Origin of the sequence: Streptomyces sp. NPDC051183, from assembly GCF_040682455.1 — a bacterium.
In the GTDB taxonomy this organism is placed as follows: Bacteria; Actinomycetota; Actinomycetes; order Streptomycetales; family Streptomycetaceae; genus Streptomyces.
Genome location: NZ_JBFBBA010000009.1, coordinates 110,629 through 123,630, shown reverse-complemented (window position 1 = coordinate 123,630; position 13,002 = coordinate 110,629). Strand labels below are relative to the sequence as shown.

14 protein-coding genes and 2 pseudogenes are annotated in these 13,002 nt (G+C 73.5%); 9 read left to right on the top strand and 7 right to left on the bottom strand.

The features are described 5' to 3' along the window. Positions 1-53 precede the first annotated feature (53 nt). On the top strand, positions 54-659 hold the full coding sequence (locus AB0M99_RS10595; protein WP_365918702.1) for a MarC family protein: 606 nt from the start codon (positions 54-56) through the stop codon (positions 657-659). Between the two features lie 82 nt (positions 660-741). Here AB0M99_RS10595 and AB0M99_RS10590 read toward each other — a convergent pair whose 3' ends face one another. From AB0M99_RS10590 to AB0M99_RS10580, 3 genes are all read right to left on the bottom strand, one after another. After that, positions 742-894, bottom strand: coding sequence for a hypothetical protein (locus tag AB0M99_RS10590; protein ID WP_166663124.1), 153 nt, complete (start codon positions 892-894; stop codon positions 742-744). Between the two features lie 99 nt (positions 895-993). Further along, positions 994-1,854, bottom strand: a complete 861-nt coding sequence (locus AB0M99_RS10585; protein ID WP_365918700.1) for an alpha/beta fold hydrolase — start codon at positions 1,852-1,854, stop codon at positions 994-996. 95 nt (positions 1,855-1,949) lie between these two features. Then, positions 1,950-3,806, bottom strand: coding sequence for a DEAD/DEAH box helicase (locus AB0M99_RS10580; protein WP_365918698.1), 1,857 nt, complete (start codon positions 3,804-3,806; stop codon positions 1,950-1,952). A gap of 467 nt (positions 3,807-4,273) precedes the next feature. Here AB0M99_RS10580 and AB0M99_RS10575 point away from each other — a divergent pair, with 467 nt between their 5' ends. Next, entirely contained in the window at positions 4,274-5,032 is a 759-nt protein-coding gene (locus AB0M99_RS10575) for a ferritin-like fold-containing protein (RefSeq protein WP_365918696.1), read from the top strand. An 88-nt stretch (positions 5,033-5,120) separates the two neighbouring features. On the opposite strand, the gene AB0M99_RS10570 is transcribed toward AB0M99_RS10575, so the two are convergent. From AB0M99_RS10570 to AB0M99_RS10555, 4 genes are all read right to left on the bottom strand, one after another. After that, positions 5,121-5,423 (bottom strand): hypothetical protein, encoded by a 303-nt coding sequence (locus AB0M99_RS10570; protein ID WP_365918694.1) that lies wholly within the window; start codon positions 5,421-5,423, stop codon positions 5,121-5,123. A gap of 130 nt (positions 5,424-5,553) precedes the next feature. Beyond that, positions 5,554-5,781 carry a DUF3107 domain-containing protein gene (locus AB0M99_RS10565; RefSeq protein ID WP_365918691.1) on the bottom strand — a complete coding sequence of 76 codons (228 nt, stop codon included), beginning with the start codon at positions 5,779-5,781 and terminating at the stop codon, positions 5,554-5,556. A 139-nt stretch (positions 5,782-5,920) separates the two neighbouring features. Further along, the gene (locus tag AB0M99_RS10560; protein WP_365918689.1) at positions 5,921-6,559 is read right to left on the bottom strand and encodes a TetR/AcrR family transcriptional regulator; all 639 of its coding nucleotides are present in this window, start codon (positions 6,557-6,559) and stop codon (positions 5,921-5,923) included. A 147-nt stretch (positions 6,560-6,706) separates the two neighbouring features. Next, positions 6,707-6,922 carry a hypothetical protein gene (locus tag AB0M99_RS10555; protein WP_365918687.1) on the bottom strand — a complete coding sequence of 72 codons (216 nt, stop codon included), beginning with the start codon at positions 6,920-6,922 and terminating at the stop codon, positions 6,707-6,709. Between the two features lie 135 nt (positions 6,923-7,057). On the opposite strand from AB0M99_RS10555, the gene AB0M99_RS10550 reads away from it, so the two are divergent. From AB0M99_RS10550 to AB0M99_RS10520, 7 genes and pseudogenes are all read left to right on the top strand, one after another. Further along, a complete protein-coding gene (locus AB0M99_RS10550; protein ID WP_365918685.1) occupies positions 7,058-8,023 on the top strand; it encodes an alpha/beta hydrolase in 966 nt (321 codons plus the stop codon). Between the two features lie 8 nt (positions 8,024-8,031). Next, positions 8,032-9,324 (top strand): DUF3152 domain-containing protein, encoded by a 1,293-nt coding sequence (locus AB0M99_RS10545; protein ID WP_365918683.1) that lies wholly within the window; start codon positions 8,032-8,034, stop codon positions 9,322-9,324. A gap of 70 nt (positions 9,325-9,394) precedes the next feature. Beyond that, positions 9,395-9,490 (top strand): Ms4533A family Cys-rich leader peptide, encoded by a 96-nt coding sequence (locus AB0M99_RS10540; RefSeq protein ID WP_365918681.1) that lies wholly within the window; start codon positions 9,395-9,397, stop codon positions 9,488-9,490. Between the two features lie 6 nt (positions 9,491-9,496). Further along, positions 9,497-9,772: pseudogene (locus AB0M99_RS10535) on the top strand (ABC transporter permease subunit); the annotation flags it as partial. A gap of 21 nt (positions 9,773-9,793) precedes the next feature. Then, a pseudogene (locus AB0M99_RS10530) lies at positions 9,794-10,213 on the top strand (ABC transporter ATP-binding protein); the annotation flags it as partial. A gap of 193 nt (positions 10,214-10,406) precedes the next feature. Further along, positions 10,407-12,017 (top strand): GT4 family glycosyltransferase PelF, encoded by a 1,611-nt coding sequence (gene pelF / locus AB0M99_RS10525; RefSeq protein ID WP_365918861.1) that lies wholly within the window; start codon positions 10,407-10,409, stop codon positions 12,015-12,017. Then, positions 12,014-12,904: a hypothetical protein gene (locus AB0M99_RS10520; RefSeq protein ID WP_365918679.1), complete on the top strand. Its 891-nt coding sequence runs from the start codon at positions 12,014-12,016 to the stop codon at positions 12,902-12,904. Before pelF ends, AB0M99_RS10520 begins: the two co-directional genes overlap by 4 nt. The last annotated feature ends 98 nt before the right edge of the window (positions 12,905-13,002 follow it).

The window sequence follows — 13,002 nt, the reverse complement described above, 5'->3', positions numbered from 1 at the left end:
CCGCCCCGACCCGCCCTTTTCTTCGTAACACCCCTCTCCTGCAAGGCATCACTGTGTTCGATTTCGCCGTCTTCGGATCCCTATTTCTCACGCTTTTTGTGATTATGGACCCTCCGGGGATCACGCCCATCTTCCTCGCCCTGACCTCGGGCCGTCCGGCCAAGGTGCAGCGCCGCATGGCCTGGCAGGCCGTGTGCGTGGCCTTCGGGGTCATCGCGGTCTTCGGCCTCTGCGGCCAGCAGATCCTGAACTACCTGCACGTCTCCGTGCCGGCCCTGATGATCGCCGGTGGTCTGCTGCTCCTGCTCATCGCGCTAGACCTGCTCACCGGCAAGACCGACGAGCCGAAGCAGACCAAGGACGTGAACGTCGCCCTCGTCCCCCTCGGCATGCCCCTGCTGGCCGGGCCCGGCGCGATCGTGTCGGTCATCCTGGCAGTGCAGAAGGCCGAGGGGTTCAGCGGCCAGGTCTCCGTCTGGACCGCGATCGTCGCCATGCACGTGGTGCTGTGGGTGGTCATGCGGTACTCGCTCGTCATCATCCGCGTCATCAAGGACGGCGGTGTCGTCCTCGTGACCCGGCTGGCCGGCATGATGCTCTCCGCCATCGCCGTCCAGCAGATCATCAACGGCGTGCTCCAGGTCATCCGCACGTCCTAGTGCGGCACTAGCTAGCGCGCCACGCATGCGAACGCCCCCGCACCGGATCGGTGCGGGGGCGTTCGTCGTCGTGTGCCAAGCGTCAGGAGGACGCACTCTCGGCCGGTCGGATCAGAATGCGCTGGCCGACGGCTGCGGCCTGCTGCACGATCCGGTTGACGGAGGCCGCGTCCACGACGGTGCTGTCCACGGCGGATCCGTCGACGTCGTCCAGGCGCAGAATCTCGAAGCGCACGGGGCTTCTCCCTTCGTCAGTGTTCTCCTTGCACAGGGTTAACGAAGTGTAAGCCGCAAACATTCCCTACGCTAAGGAAATTTTTTCACTGGCTAACTACTACCGGGTAGAGGAGTCCCAGAACGCCGCCAGCGCAGCGGCCGTGGCCGCCGGATCCTCGGCGTTGGGGGAGTGCTCCGTACCCGGGATGACCACCCGGTCGGCGCCGAGCCGATGGGCCATGGAGTCCATCACCGAGACCGGCCACACCGGGTCCGAGACCCCGGACAGCACCAGCTTCGCCAGCCCGGGCGCCGCGAGCACCAGGTCGTCGATCCGGTCGGGCTCGCCGATCAGCGCCCGCCCGGTGGCGATCAGCTGCTCGGGCACGGTGCCCAGCCAGCGCCTGCGCAGGAAGTCCATGAGCTCGGGCGACTCGGGCGGCGCGTCGCGCGGGTCCTGGGCGCGCATGGCCGCCCAGATGCCCGGCATGTCGTCGCGCATCGCCTCCAGCGCGGCGACCAGCAGCTTCGTACGGGCCTGCTGCTCCTCGCAGACGGCGCCGGGGCCGGTGCTCATCAGGGTGAGGCTCGCGAACGGGCCCGGCTCGCGCACCACGGCCGCCCGCACGATCAGCCCGCCGAGCGAATGCCCGAGCAGGTGGAGCGGGCCGCTGCCCAGCGCGACCGCCTGGGCCAGCACGTCGCGCCCCAGCTCCTCCAGCGCGTACGGGGCCTCCGCACGCGCGCCGGGGGTCTCGAACTGCCCGCGCCCGTCGACGGCGACCACCCGGTACCCGGCGGCGGCCAGCGGCTCCAGGAGGCCGATGAAGTCCTCCTTGCTGCCGGTGTACCCGGGGACCAGCAGAGCGGTGCCGCGCACCGGCTCACCGGCCTCCTGTACGGCGAACTCGCCGCGGGCCGTGCCCAGGCGGTACGTGCGGGCGTCGGGCGGCAGGGTGAGGCGCGGCGGCTTGCTCATGCCGCTCACGTTACTGGCCGGTCGGGGGGTCCGGAAACGCCGAAGGCCCGGCTCCCTGGAGGGGGAGCCGGGCCATCGGGACGTGCTCGGAGCGGTTACGCCTCGGGCGCCGCCGCGGCCTTGCGGGTACGGGTGCGCTTCGGCTTGACCGGAGCCTCCTCGGCCGCGGGGGCGGACGGCGCGGCGGCCGGAGCAGCCTCGGCGGCCTTGCGGGGCCGGGCGGCCCGGCGGGCCTTGACCGGCTCCACGGGCGGGGCCATCTGGAAGTCCGGCTCCGGGGCGGTCTCGGCGACCTTGCGGATCCGCGGACGCCTCGGCCTGAGCGGGGCCTCCTCGGCCTCGGCGACCGGGGCCGGAGCCACGGGGGCCTCGGCGACAGCGGCGACGGCCTTGCGGGTACGGGTGCGCTTCGGCTTGACCGGAGCCTCCTCGACGACCGCGACAGCGGCCGGGGCGGCGACGGCGACCGGAGCGGCGGCGACCGGAGCCTCGACCACGGCGGCCTCGGCCACCGCGGCGGCGGCCGCGGCACCGGAGGCCGCGCGGGTCCGGCGACGGCGCGGCTTGCGCGGCTCGTCGGCGGCCGCAGCCTCGGGGGCCTCGGCCACCGGGGTCACCGGCGCGGACGCGACCTCGGAGCCCAGCTCCGAACCGCCGCGCGTACGGCGGCGCTGGCGCGGCGTACGGGTGCGGGCCGGACGCTCCTCGACCACCGCGGCAGCGGCGGCCGGGCCGCGACCGCCACGGCCACCGCGGCCGCCGGTCTCGCCCAGGTCCTCCAGCTCCTCGGCCTTCAGGCCGGCCCGCGTGCGCTCGGCGCGCGGCAGGATGCCCTTGGTGCCGGCCGGGATGTTCAGCTGCTCGAACAGGTGCGGGGACGTGGAGTACGTCTCCTCGGGCTCGTGGAAGTCGAGCTCCAGCGCCTTGTTGATCAGCTGCCAGCGCGGGATGTCGTCCCAGTCGACCAGGGTGACGGCCGTGCCCTTGTTGCCCGCGCGGCCGGTGCGGCCCACGCGGTGCAGGAAGGTCTTCTCGTCCTCGGGCGTCTGGTAGTTGATGACGTGGGTCACGCCCTCGACGTCGATGCCGCGCGCGGCGACGTCGGTGCAGACCAGCACGTCGACCTTGCCGTTGCGGAAGGCGCGCAGCGCCTGCTCGCGGGCGCCCTGGCCCAGGTCGCCGTGGACGGCGCCGGACGCGAAGCCGCGCTTCTCCAGCTGCTCGGCGATGTCGGCCGCCGTGCGCTTGGTGCGGCAGAAGATCATGGCGAGCCCGCGGCCCTCGGCCTGCAGGATGCGGGAGACGAGCTCCGGCTTGTCCATGTTGTGCGCGCGGAAGACGTGCTGCGCGATGTTGGCGACCGTCGCGCCCTCGCCGTCCTCGGAGACGGCGCGGATGTGGGTCGGCTGCGTCATGTACCGGCGGGCCAGGCCGATGACCGCGCCCGGCATGGTCGCCGAGAACAGCATCGTCTGACGCTTCGCGGGCAGGTGGTTCATGATCTTCTCGACGTCGGGCAGGAAGCCCAGGTCGAGCATCTCGTCGGCCTCGTCCAGGACGAGCGCCTTGACGTGCGAGAGGTCGAGCTTCTTCTGACCGGCCAGGTCGAGCAGGCGGCCCGGGGTGCCGACGATGACGTCGACGCCCTTCTTGAGCGCCTCGACCTGGGGCTCGTACGCGCGGCCGCCGTATATGGCGAGGACGCGGACGTTGCGGACCTTGCCCGCGGTCAGGAGGTCGTTGGTGACCTGGGTGCACAGCTCGCGGGTCGGAACCACCACGAGGGCCTGCGGGGCGTCGGTCAGCTGCTCGGGCGTGGCCCGGCCGGCCTCGACGTCCGCGGGGACGACGACCCGCTCCAGCAGCGGAAGGCCGAAACCGAGCGTCTTGCCGGTTCCGGTCTTCGCCTGGCCGATGACGTCCGTGCCGGAAAGGGCGACGGGGAGGGTCATCTCCTGGATCGGGAAGGGGGACACAATGCCGACGGCCTCAAGGGCTTCGGCCGTCTCGGGAAAGATCCCGAGGTCTCGGAACGTAGTCAGGGTGCTGCCTCTTCTGTGAGACGCGGCGCGAGGCGGCGAAAGGGGGGTCGTACCGTGCCTGGCTTGCAGTACTGCGACGTACTGACAAAGCTGCGCGGGACCACGAGCCTTCGCTCAAGCGCTTGTGCCGCTGAGGGGGCCCCTCGTGGGAGGCGGTACGCATGAACGTACGCATCACGCCGAGGGCGGTCGGGTTGGAGCCGATCGGGCCACCGACCGGGCATCCTCATTCGGATGGCCCGCCGAGTATTCGGCAGGCGCATTACCACTGTACCCCGGAATCGCGCAGGTGTGTCGGGTGAATTCACCAGGTAGGCGCGTTTAGGTGGACTGACCAGGTGGTTCGCCGTCCCTTTCGGCGGGCTATTGTGCGGAGCATGTCGACCGTAGAAAACGCATCGCCCGCCGATGACAGCTCCCCCGTCGAGGCGGCCGGTATCGCCGCCCAGGACTGGGCCACCGCCTCCGCCTCGCCCCAGTACCGGGCCGCCGTGGTGGACCTGCTCGGCGCGCTGGCGTACGGAGAGCTCGCGGCCTTCGAGCGCCTCGCGGAGGACGCGAAGCTCGCGCCCTCCCTCGACGACAAGGCCGAGCTCGCGAAGATGGCCTCCGCCGAGTTCCACCACTTCGAGCGCCTGCGCGACCGGCTCGCGGCGATCGACGCCGAGCCCACCGCCGCCATGCAGCCCTTCGCGAAGGGCGTCGACGACTTCCACCGCCAGACCGCGCCGTCCGACTGGCTGGAGGGCCTGGTCAAGGCGTACGTCGGCGACTCGATCGCCAGCGACTTCTACCGCGAGGTCGCCACGCACCTGGACACCGACACCCGCGCGCTCGTCGTGAGCGTGCTGGACGACACGGGCCACGGCGGCTTCGCCGTCGAGAAGGTCCGCGCCGCCATCGAGGCCGACCCGCGCTGCGGCGGCCGGCTCGCGCTGTGGGCCCGCCGGCTGATGGGCGAGGCGCTCTCGCAGGCCCAGCGGGTGGTCGCCGAGCGCGACGCGCTCTCGACCATGCTGGTCGGCGGCGTCGACGGAATGGCGGCGGGCTTCGACCTCGCGGCCGTCGGCGAGATGTTCACCCGCATCACCAAGGCCCACACCAAGCGCATGGCCGCGCTGGGCCTGGCCGCCTAGCTCCGCCCGCGGGCCCCGGCGCCCGTACGTCGGCCCCGGCCGCGGAAGTGACCGCGCCGGGGCCGAGGTGTGTCCGGAGGGGGGCTGCTCAGCCCCGCGTCGGGATCGAAAACGGAGTCCGGGGGGACGGCCTCCCGGTGCGGCGGCCGGGGCGCAGCAGCAGCGACAGGACCACCGCCGCCACCAGCAGCCCGCCGCCGAAGGTCGCGAAGAGGGTGTTGTGCCCCGGGCCCAGCGCGGTGTGCGTCAGGTAGGCCCCGAACAGCGCCCCCAGCACCCCGCTGACCAGCACCACCCGCGGGGAGGGCAGCCGCTGCCCGACCACTCGCACGGCCGCTCCCGACAGGGCCAGGCCCACCAGAGCAGAGCCGAGCGCTTCGATCAGCAGCATGGGGTTCCTCCCATACGTCGGGGCAAACCGGGTCACTGCGGTCCTACCCGAAGCGGAGGAACGAGAAACGGCCCGGTGGGATCAACCACCGGGCCGTTCTCTTCGACTTCTCGGAAGTCCGGTCGAGCGCTCAGAGAGCGCCGAAACCGACCTTGCGCGCGCTGGGCTCGCCCAGGTCCACGTACGACAGACGGTCGGACGGAACCAGCACCTTGCGGCCCTTGACGTCGGTCAGGCTCAGCAGCGGCGCCTGGCCGGACAGAGCGGCAGCGACGATGCTCTCCAGCTCCTCGGCGCTCAGGTCGCTCTCCAGAACGATCTCCCGGGGTGCGTGCTGCACGCCGATCTTGACCTCCACGGCCTTGTCCCTCCGACGGTCCGGTTCGCGCGATCAGCCGCGCCGTTACCCGGTCCACATTAGCCCGGAGAGAGGACGTGTCCGCCGCACGGCGGACACGCTCGCAGCGAACAGGGGCCCGTCAGGGCCGGTCAGCGACTCAGACGTCCGTCGGGTGCAGCGGGAAACCGGCGATTCCGCGCCATGCCAGCGAGGTCAGCAGCCCCACCGCGGTGTCCCGGGCGACCGGGCTCTCGCTGGAGAGCCAGTACCGGGCGACGACCTGCGAGACGCCGCCCAGGCCCACGGCCAGCAGCATCGACTCGTCCTTCGACAGGCCGGTGTCCTCGGCGATGACGTCGGAGATGGCCTCGGCGCACTGGAGCGACACGCGGTCCACGCGCTCGCGCACGGCCGGCTCGTTCGTCAGGTCGGACTCGAAGACCAGCCGGAAGGCGCCGCCCTCGTCCTCCACGTACGCGAAGTAGGCGTCCATGGTCGCCGCCACGCGCAGCTTGTTGTCGGTCGTCGACGCGAGCGCGGTGCGCACGGCGAGCAGCAGGGCCTCGCAGTGCTGGTCCAGCAGCGCCAGGTAGAGGTCGAGCTTCCCCGGGAAGTGCTGGTACAGAACCGGCTTGCTGACCCCGGCGCGCTCGGCGATGTCGTCCATCGCCGCGGCGTGGTAACCCTGCGCGACGAAGACCTCCTGGGCCGCGCCCAGCAGCTGGTTGCGCCGGGCTCGGCGCGGCAGTCGCGTGCCCCGCGGACGCGCTGCCTCGGTCTGCTCGATGGCTGTCACGCCGCCTCCCACTTTCTCTAAGAACACAGTGCGCTCTGCGCCGCGCCGCCATCGTACTTTTCGGTAACCGAATCTGGAGGGTTCAAGCCGAGTTTTCTCGCGGTACGGACCGGTCGGACCTGCTGGTCAGGGGGTAGTCGGCGCGGGTCATCGGTAGTCGTCCTCGTCCAGGGGAACCACCCGGGCCTGCTCCGCGGCGTCACCGTCCGCGGCCTCGCCCCGCTCCGGTGCGGCGACCGGGTCGTCCTCGCTCTGCTGCAGGTCGGTCCGCTGCTCGGCCGCATCAGCCTCGGGTGCCTCGACGTCGGGTGCCTCCCGGAGCTGTTCCTGGAAGGTTGCCGGTTCTGCGGGGTCGACAGTCATGGGGCTCCCCTTCTTCTCTCATAACGAGCGTAGGAGGATCGCGAGTACCCCGCTACGCGGGTCCGCATGCCTCCGTGATGCGGCTGTGACGGCGAACACAAGAGCCCCGGCGTGATCGTCTCGTAACATTGCCCCATGTCTTCGACCGAGCTGCCGGGTGTGCGGTCCACCGCCGAGCCGTCCTCCCAGGTGGGAGCCGTTCGGATGGCCGAGGGGGAGCAGCTGCGCACCGACCGGCTGCCCGGACTCGACCTGACCGTCCGCGTGCGCGCGCCGCTGCGCACCGGCCTGCCGCCGGCGCTATTCGTACACGGGCTCGGCGGGTCCTCGCAGAACTGGTCCGCACTCATGGCGCGGCTCGCCGACAGCGTCGACGGCGAGGCCCTGGACCTGCCGGGCTTCGGCTGGTCCCCGCCGCCCGCCGACCGGGACTACTCCGTCACCGGGCTCGCCCGCGCGGTCATCCGCCACCTCGACGCCGCCGAGCGCGGACCGGTGCACCTGTTCGGCAACTCCCTCGGCGGGGCCGTCTCCACCCGCGTCGCGGCCGTCCGGCCCGACCTCGTGCGCACCCTGACGCTGATCTCGCCCGCCCTGCCCGAGCTGCGCGTGCAGAAGTCGGCCGTGCCGACCGCACTGCTCGCGGTGCCCGGGGTCGCCGCGCTCTTCGGCCGCCTGACCCGCGACCTGACCGCCGAGCAGCGCACCCGGGGGGTGATGGGCCTCTGCTACGGGGACCCCTCCCAGGTGACGCCGGAGGCCTTCCGGTACGCGGTCGAGGAGATGGAGCGGCGGCTCGCCCTCCCGTACTTCTGGGACGCGATGACCCGTTCCTCGCGCGGCATCGTCGACGCGTACACCCTCGGCGGGCAGCACGGGCTGTGGCGCCAGGCCCAACGGGTTCTCGCCCCCACCCTCTTGGTCTACGGTGGCCGGGACCAACTGGTCTCGTACCGCATGGCCCGCAAGGCCGCGTCGGCCTTCCGGGGTTCGCGGCTGCTGTGCCTGCCCGAGGCCGGGCATGTGGCGATGATGGAGTACCCCGAGGTGGTCGCGGCCGCCTTCCGGGGACTGCTCGACGACGAGAACGGCAAGGGCTGAGGACGACCGTGGGACGACATAGTCGCAAGGACCCCGCTCCTGCCCCTGCCCCCGCGGCGGCGCCGGCGCCGGTCTTCCCGTACGAGGAGCCCCGCGGGCGCCAGCACCCCGAACCCACCGTCACCCACCAGGGGTACGTGCCCCCGGCGCGCGTTGCGTACGGCGCGCGCGGCGGCCACCCCCAGCACCGCGAACCGGGCGGCGCCTGGGGCGCCGGTCCGGGCACCGGGTCCGGCGCGGTGTACGGGGACTGGCGCGGAGTGCCGCGCGACAGCGACACCCCGGCCTACGGCACCCCCGCGGTCGGCTTCCCGCAGGTCACCCTGGACCCGCCGCGGCCCGCCCCGGCGGCGCCCCGGCCCGCGTCCGACGCCCTCACCTCCACCGGCTCGCACCGGCGGGTGCCCGCACCCCGCAAGCCGGCCGACGACGCCGCGCAGCGGCCCGGCTCCGGCCGCGGCGCCAAGGTCCGTACGTACACCGGCATGGCGGCCGCGGCCGTCACCACCGTGCTCGCCGTCGTCGTGGCCGGCCAGGTCACCACCGAGGGCGACTCGGGCAAGGCCGACGCGCGCGCCGCCGACGACGGCCGGGTCCGGGCCGCCCAGGGCAATTCCGCCGCCTCCCGGTCCGACGGCCGACCGACGCCGAGCGCGTCGGGGGTCGCGAACGCCCCGGCGGCGCCGGCCGCGCCCGAGCTGACGTACGAGCAGCGGATGGCGCAGCAGCTCCCGATCGACGAGAAGCTGAAGGGGCCCGGCACCTTCGACACGGTGCCCGGGGTGGCTCCGGCGCCCGGCAAGGGCAAGCTGATCCGCTACCGCGTCGACGTGGAGCAGGGGCTCGGCCTGGACGGGCAGCTCTTCGCCGAGGCCGTCCACCGCACCCTCAACGACCCGCGCAGCTGGGGCCACGGGGGCAGTAAGACCTTCGAGCGGGTGCCGGGCGGCGAGGCCGACTTCGTGATCACGCTCGCCAGCCCCGGGACCACCGGTGTCTGGTGTGCCAAGTCCAGCCTGGACACCACCGTCGACAACGTCTCCTGCGACTCGGCGTCCACGGACCGGGTGATGATCAACGCGTACCGCTGGGCGCAGGGCTCGGCGACGTACGGCGCGGACCAGATGTTCGCCTACCGCCAGATGCTCATCAACCACGAGGTCGGGCACCGGCTGGGGCACGGCCACGTGAACTGCCAGACGCCCGGCGCGCTCGCGCCGATCATGCAGCAGCAGACGAAGTCCCTGGACATCGGCGGAATCCAGTGCAAGCCCAACCCCTGGGTGTTCCCCGGAAGTTGAGCGGAGACGGGCACCGGGTGCCGGGATCCGTCGTTGACAAGCCGTCCGGTGATCGGTAATTGCTCTCCGCATGTCGCACCGCCACACCACCGCCGCGAGCGCCGCCATTGAGCTGGCGCTCCTCGGTGTGGCCGCGCACAGCGTGTCCGACATCTTCTGTCGCTGACTCCCCCTGGGCCTGGCGGCCCGGGAGGTACCCCCGGACCCGATCGCGCGCGACTCCGCTCTCTCCGCTGCCTCGCCGCGCCCGGGTATTTCCGCGCCTACGGAGTGGGGGGAACGGGCCGTCGTCACCCGGCACGCACTGCGCGGCGCCGTGGCGCCGGTCATCGCGCTGAGCGCCGTGGACTTCGGCACGATGATCGGCGGCGCGGTGCTGACCGAGTCGCTGTTCGGGATCCCCGGACTGGGCAAGACGCTGATCGACGGCGTGGGGATGGTGGACCTGCCGGTCGTGGTCGGCGTCGTCCGCGTCGGGCTGGAGGCCGCGCACGACGACCGGTACCCGCACGAGTTCAGCGGCGGCCAGCGCCGGCGCGTCGGCATCGCGCGGGCGCTCGCGCCCCGGCCCCGGCTGATCGTCTGCGACGAGCCGGTCTCCGCCCTGGACGTGACCACGCAGGCGCAGGTCACCGCGCTGCTGGCAGAGCTCCAGCGGGAGCTGGGCATCGCCCTGGTCTTCATCGCGCACGACCTCGCGGTGGTCCGCCGGGTCAGCGACCGGGTCGCCGTCATGCGCGGCGGGGAGATCGTGGAGGAGGGCCCGGTGGACGAGGTGTACGACCGCCCGGCGCACGCCTACACCCGCCGGCTCCTGGCCGCCGTACCCGCCCTCGACCCGGCCCTGGCGGGTGAGCGCCGGGCCTCGCGACAGGAGGTCTTCGCCTAGTGCTGTGCCCCGGGCAGCGCCCTTTCTAGCGTGCTCGAACGCGAACCGTACGGGAAAGTTACGACTCTTCACCCCTTCCGGTGGCGCGACGGACAACCGTCCGTCGCGCCTTCGGCATATCCGCTTGAGTTCTCCCGCGGCGGGTCGCCGGACCGACGGCGACCGCCCAAACGGGAGATCGGGGGTGCCACTCGTGCGGATCGGACTGCTCACGGAAGGTGGTTATCCGTATGCGACGGGAGAGGCGAGGCTCTGGTGCGACCGGCTCGTGCGCGGGCTCCCGCAGCACGAGTTCGAGCTCTACGCGCTGAGCCGCAGCGCCGAACAGGAGGAGCGCGGCCGGGTGCCGCTGCCGGACCACGTGACCCGGGTCCGCACCGCCCCCCTGTGGGCCCCCGCCGACGACGGGCGCAGCTACTCGCGGCGCGAGCGGCGGCGCTTCGCCGACTGCTTCACCGCCCTGGTCCGGGGGATCTGCGCGGGCGAGGCCGAGCCCTTCGCGGCCGGGCTGTACGGCCTGGCCGAACTCGCCGGCGAACAGGGCGGGCTGTACGCGGCCCTGCGCTCCGAGACGGCCGTCCGCGCCGTGGAGTCCGCCTGCCGGGCCCCGGGCGCGAGCCGCTCCGTACAGGCGGCGCAGGTGCCGGACCTGCTGGCCTTCGTGGACGAACTGGAGCGCAGACTCCGGCCGTTGTCCCTCGACTGGCACCAGGAGAAAGGCCTGGGCGCGGTCGACGTGTGCCACGCAGCGGCGGGCGGCGTGGCGGCGCTCCCCGGACTGCTGGCCAAACGCTTCTTCGGGGTGCCGCTGCTGGTCACCGAGTACGGGGTCCAGGTCCGGGCCCAGTACCTGGCGCACCACCTCGCGGCGGACGGCCCCGGCGAGCGGCCCGCGGTACGGGCCCTGCTCGCCGCCTTCCACCTCCGGCTGGCCGGCGAGATCTACGCCGGGGCCGACCTCCTCACCCCCGGCAACGCCCACGCCCGGCGCTGGCAGGAGCGGTGCGGGGCGCCGCGGGAGCGGCTGCGGACGGTCTACCCGGGTATGGAGGCGGACCGATTCGCCACCGTCGGGGAGGACCCCGACTGCGGGGACCCGGACACGCTGGTGTGGGTCGGCCGGATGGAGCCGGCCAAGGACCTGATCGGCCTGCTGCACGCCTTCGCCGAGGTGCGCCGCGCCGAGCCCCGGACCCGGCTGCGGATCTTCGCGACGGCCGCGGCACCGGGCGCCGAGTCGGCGCACTACGCCGCCGACTGCCGCTCGCTGGCCGCGCAGCTGTTCCCCGACGAGGCCGCCGACGCCCGCACCGTCGGGGAGAACCCCGTCACCTTCGAGGAGATCGGCGGACCCGAGGCCCCCTCGCCCGCCGATGCCTACGGCGCCGGCCGGGTGGTCGTGCTGTCCTCCGTCATCGAGGGCTTCCCGATCACCCTGGCCGAGGCGATGTTCTGCGGCCGCGCCACCGTGTCCACGGACGTCGGCGCGGTGTGCGAGGTGATCGGCGGTACGGGGCTCGTGGTCCCGCCGCGCAACCCCCGGGCGCTCGCCGACGCCTGCCTCACCCTGTTGCGGGACCCCGAGCGGGCGCAGCGGCTCGGGGCGGCCGCCCGGGCGCGTGCCCAGGAGCTCTTCACCGTCGAGCAGAACGTGAACGCCTTCCAGGAGAGCTACCTCCGCCTCCTCGCCCGCGGATCCGCCCGGCCGGACGGGGAGGTCCCCTTCGCCCAGCCCCCGGAGGCGCGGGTGCCGGGGCACTGGACCAGCCCGACCTGGGCCGCCGCCCCGGAGGTGACCGTATGACCACCGCGGGCGAGACCGACACCGCCAGGCGGCGCCGGGCCGGCGGGGACCCCGTCAAGGCGCTGCTCCACCGGCACCGGGAGCTGTGCGAGCGGGCCGTCGACCCGCTGGAGGTCGCCGCCGGACTGGAGGCGCACGGCATCACCGACCGCACCGCCGCACGCTTCCGGCACCGGGACGTCTTCTCCCTCGCGGAGGAGCTGTACGCGCGGACCCCGCGCGGCGAGGCGCCGCCCGCCGCGCCCGCCGGTCCCGCCGCCGGGCCCCGCGCGCTACGGGGCTTCGGGTACTCGCTGCTGCCCGGGGCCCTCGCGCTCGGCGCGGCCGCCGCCGGGGTGCCCCGGGCCGGAGCCGTCGCCGCGCTCGTCACCGTCGCGGCCCTGGTGTGGCCCGGCCGGAGCGGGCCCGGCGGGGGCCGCTTCCCGGCGCTGCCGTACCTGCTCGCCGCGGCCGCCGTCGGGTGGGCCGGGCACCGCCACGGGGTCCCGCTCGCCGTCGCCCTCGCCCTGGCCGTCGCCCCCGGACACCTGGCCGCCGCCGTGTTCGCGCACCGCGCGCGGCGCAGGCTCGCCGGGAGCCGGGCCCTGGAGGAGTTCGCCGACGGGGTACGGCCGCTGCTGCTCGGCGCGGCCCTGCTCTTCACCGCGGCGGCCGCGGGGGCCGCCGCGCTCGTCGGCGCACCGCTCGCCGAGGCCGTACCGCTCGCGGTGCTGCTGTTCCTGACCCGGCTGCTGCTCGCGCACGGCGCCGCCCGCGGCCCCGTCGCCGCCGCACTGGCCCTCGCCCTGCTCCCGACCCCGGCGGGCCCGCTCGCCGCCGCGGCAGGGCTCCTCGTACACGCGGTGCTCGCGCTCTCCAGGGCGTCGGCACACGCGACCCGGCCGTAGGACCGCCCTTCGGAGCCGACGCCGAAGCGCCCGCCGTACCCCTATCCACCCATCCAGCAAGGAGAAACAGGACATGACCGGCCAGCCAACCAACCAAG

What these genes read in the sequence shown, in the direction of transcription:
- AB0M99_RS10570 (WP_365918694.1), bottom strand. Translation starts at nt 5,423, where the DNA reads ATGCTGCTGATCGAAGCGCTCGGCTCTGCTCTGGTGGGCCTGGCCCTG.
- AB0M99_RS10585 (WP_365918700.1), bottom strand. Translation starts at nt 1,854, where the DNA reads ATGAGCAAGCCGCCGCGCCTCACCCTGCCGCCCGACGCCCGCACGTAC.
- AB0M99_RS10550 (WP_365918685.1), top strand. Translation starts at nt 7,058, where the DNA reads ATGTCTTCGACCGAGCTGCCGGGTGTGCGGTCCACCGCCGAGCCGTCC.
- AB0M99_RS10540 (WP_365918681.1), top strand. Translation starts at nt 9,395, where the DNA reads ATGTCGCACCGCCACACCACCGCCGCGAGCGCCGCCATTGAGCTGGCG.
- AB0M99_RS10580 (WP_365918698.1), bottom strand. Translation starts at nt 3,806, where the DNA reads ATGACCCTCCCCGTCGCCCTTTCCGGCACGGACGTCATCGGCCAGGCG.
- AB0M99_RS10520 (WP_365918679.1), top strand. Translation starts at nt 12,014, where the DNA reads ATGACCACCGCGGGCGAGACCGACACCGCCAGGCGGCGCCGGGCCGGC.
- AB0M99_RS10555 (WP_365918687.1), bottom strand. Translation starts at nt 6,922, where the DNA reads ATGACTGTCGACCCCGCAGAACCGGCAACCTTCCAGGAACAGCTCCGG.
- AB0M99_RS10575 (WP_365918696.1), top strand. Translation starts at nt 4,274, where the DNA reads ATGTCGACCGTAGAAAACGCATCGCCCGCCGATGACAGCTCCCCCGTC.